The organism is Rhizobium sp. UBA1881 (assembly GCF_002338015.1).
Classification (GTDB): Bacteria; Pseudomonadota; Alphaproteobacteria; order Rhizobiales; family Rhizobiaceae; genus Rhizobium.
Map to the genome: position 1 here is coordinate 1 of NZ_DDHH01000101.1, position 3,298 is coordinate 3,298.

Below are 3,298 nucleotides of genomic sequence, written 5' to 3' on the forward strand. Positions count from 1 at the left end.
GATCGCAGCTGGGGCATGTTGCTTGTTGATGTCGACAATCTCAAATTGGTCAACGATACATTCGGCCACGGAGCAGGGGATGCACTCATCCAGGTCGTCGCGCGCCGCATGGCGGCTACCATGCCTAGCGAAGCGACGTTCCGATTGGGCGGCGATGAGTTCGCCATCATCCTGCATGATGGTCCTGAGCCTGACCTTGCCGCAAAAGCAGAAGACATCTTGCGGGAGATCAAGAGGCCGGCTCAGTGCGATGGTCACGTGGTCTTTCCCGCCGCCAGCGTCGGTGGCGCGATCGCCGAGATCGACGAGACGCCCGAGCAGGTTCGGCACAATGCGGATGTGGCGCTCTATCACGGCAAGGAACGCAACCGTGGTCAATATACGCCTTACCATACGGGGCTGGGAACTGCGCTCACGCGGCGCTTCCGTGCCATTCGCGACGTCAGTGTAGCCCTGGCGCAAGACCGCATCGATGCTCATTATCAGCCAATCCTACGCCTGGACACCCGCGAGATCGTCGGTTTCGAGGCGCTTTGCCGGATGACGACTGCGGCCGGGGAAGTCGTGTCGGCTGCGAATTTTCATGATGCGACACTGGACGCGCAGGTAGCGTCTGAGTTGACAGAGCGTATGCTGTCACGTGTTGCAGCCGATGTTCGTCACTGGCTCGATATGGGCTTGCCGTTCCAGCATGTCGGCATCAATCTGTCGGCTGCGGATTTCCATGCCGGCCATCTTCAGGAGCGGCTGTGCAGCGCGTTCGCGGCAGCGGGTATCCCGCTGAAGCATGTCATCATCGAGGTCACCGAATCCGTCTACCTCGGCCAGGGCGATCATGTCGTGGCAAACGAGATCAAGGCCATGCGGTCCAGGGGGCTGCGCGTTGCGCTCGACGATTTTGGGACCGGCTTTGCGTCATTGACTCATCTTTTGACCGTTCCCGTGGACATCATCAAGATTGACAAATCTTTCGTGGATCGGCTCGTGCCCGGTGATGCAGGCGCGGTGATCATCGAAGGCCTAATGGGGATCACGGAGAAACTCGGCATCCGTGTGGTCGCCGAAGGAATAGAAACCGAGATGCAAGCCGAACATTTGCGGGCGCTCGGCTGCATGCTGGGGCAGGGCTACCTGTTTCACAAGGCGGTCGACCGTCATTCGGCCGCCTGGCTATTGCGGGAGTTTGGTCAGCACTACAAGTCTGACGGGCAGGCGATGTCACGTCTCGCCTAGCAAAGCCTTGGATCAATCCACGCGCTTGAGATCCTGCCCGTGGAAATCGCGAAGGGTCGTCCTGACGTCATCGATTTCCGCTTCTGCGCGTGCCACATCCCAGTCAAGTGCTGCCGCCGCAACCTTAGCCATGTCCTTCAGGCCAGCCATCGTCAAGGCGCCTTCGATCGCGATCGTCGTCCGGCGAAGGACGATATCGGAGAGATGAACCACGAACTCTTTTCTGGCGATCCAGTCGATCTCGAGCAGACTGTAGTGTTCGGCATTCGAGAGCCGCTCGCTGTCGCGATGGGGTGATGTTGCAGCGTGGTCGAGGATCGCGGACGCCGTGGTCCCATATCGCGACAGGAGCGTATCGGCGCGTTTGATATCAATCCCGCTCTTTTGAACTGCGCCGTCAATCCAGGCCCGGCGCTGAGCGGCGTCACCAGGAAACTGCCGTCCGCCCCCGATTGCCAGCTGCTGCGTCGATTGGCGGCGTGGGCGCTGCAGCCGACTGAGCACGAGATCGGCGACTTCCTCGGAGAAGCCACGGAACGTCGTCCATTTTCCTCCGACCAGGGATACAACAGCGAAGGGACGCTCGGCTGTTGCTTCCAACACCGGCGCGGAGTGATCGCGGCTGATAAGGCCCGGCGAGGCGGCATCAGAGGCCGGCAGCGGGCGAATGCCGCTATAGGTGTAGACAACCTGGTCGCGGCTGAAGCGTAGCGAAGGGAGAAGGGAGCGCACGCTCTCGATGAAATATTCTATTTCCGTCTCCTCACATCGGACGTTTTCCGGGTCGCTCGCCGGAATGTCGGTCGAGCCGACCATGGCAAGTCCGAGATAGTCGTAGACGAGGCAGATGCGGCCGTCATCGGCCTCGAAGTAGATCATGTGGCCATTGAGGCTTTTCACCAGTTCGGGGTGGTCGAGCAGGATATGCGAACCTTTGGTGCCGCCGATCAGCTTGGTTGGCGCTTTGAGCGAGGCGTTGGCATGATCGATCCATGGTCCGGCGGCGTTGATGACCAACTTCGGACGAACAGAAAACGTCTCACCATTCGCGCGCTTGAAGGTCAGCACGCCGTTTTCCGACGAGATCAGCGCCGTGAAGTTGGTCGCCAGCGCGTGCTCGTTGGCCTGCAGGCCGTCCGTCACGAGTTCGTAGACCAGGCGTTCCGGGCGGCTGATTTTGGCGTCGTAATAGATGCCACCCGCGACGATGGCGGGCGTGACATGCGGCATCTCCTTGAGCGCCTTCTTTTTGAGGAGAAAGCGATGGTTCGGCATCACCCGGTTGCGGGCGCCGAAGAAATCGTACATCCGCAGCCCGATCTTCACGAGGACTGCGCCGCGGCTGCGCGGTGCCGTGGTCGAGCCGGTCAACGTCCTGAGCGCCGCCCATATGCCTCGTGTCCATGAAAAAACGGGAATGAAGGTCGGAAGCGGCTCCACGCAATGCGGCGCGTTGCGCAGCAACAGATTGCGCTCCAGCGTCGATTGCGCGACCAGCCCAAACTCGCCGGTCTCGAGATATTTCAATCCGCCATGGATCAGTCGCGACGGGGCCGAGCTCGTGCCGGAGCCGAAGTCCGCCTTGTCCACGATCAGGCAATCGATCCCCTGCACGCAAAGATCGCGGAATGTACCCGCGCCATTGATACCCGCGCCGAGAATGACGACGTCAATGTCCTTGACTGCGCCGAGGTTTTGGAAACGAAGCGTATTGGCGGCGGAAATATCGATCATCTGAAATTGTCCTGCTAATGTCATTTGCAAACCGAGCCCGGCGGGCGCGGTTCATATATCAAGCCGTTGGCTTGCCTGCGGTAAGCTTGCTGATCTTCGGCCAGATAGGCGCCATGGCATCGGCGATTTCGCGGAAGAGGTCGTAGCGTTCCTGGTAGGCAGCACTTCGCGCAGCATCCGGATAGCAGCGGTGTGCGATGGCCGCCGTGTCGCGTGGATCGTGCCGAGGGCTTGCATAAAGACCGGCGCCCGCGCCGGCGCAAAGGGCAGCACCCCATGCGGCCGCTTCGTCGGTTTCCGTCACGGTCGCCGGCATGGCGAGGATGTCGGC

At 60.7% G+C, this 3,298-nt stretch carries 2 protein-coding genes and 1 pseudogene; 1 reads left to right on the forward strand and 2 read right to left on the reverse strand.

Annotation, left to right across the window (positions count from 1 at the left end):
• The coding region (locus tag B3605_RS12465; protein WP_296434108.1) for a putative bifunctional diguanylate cyclase/phosphodiesterase at positions 1–1,233 on the forward strand (1,233 nt) is incomplete at its 5' end.
• A gap of 12 nt (positions 1,234–1,245) precedes the next feature.
• Here the strand turns inward: B3605_RS12465 and B3605_RS12470 are convergent.
• Positions 1,246–2,967, reverse strand: coding sequence for a glycerol-3-phosphate dehydrogenase/oxidase (locus B3605_RS12470; protein WP_296434110.1), 1,722 nt, complete (start codon positions 2,965–2,967; stop codon positions 1,246–1,248).
• 58 nt (positions 2,968–3,025) lie between these two features.
• Positions 3,026–3,298: pseudogene (locus tag B3605_RS12475) on the reverse strand (carbohydrate kinase); the annotation flags it as partial.

What these genes read in the sequence shown, in the direction of transcription:
- B3605_RS12470 (WP_296434110.1), bottom strand. Translation starts at nt 2,967, where the DNA reads ATGATCGATATTTCCGCCGCCAATACGCTTCGTTTCCAAAACCTCGGC.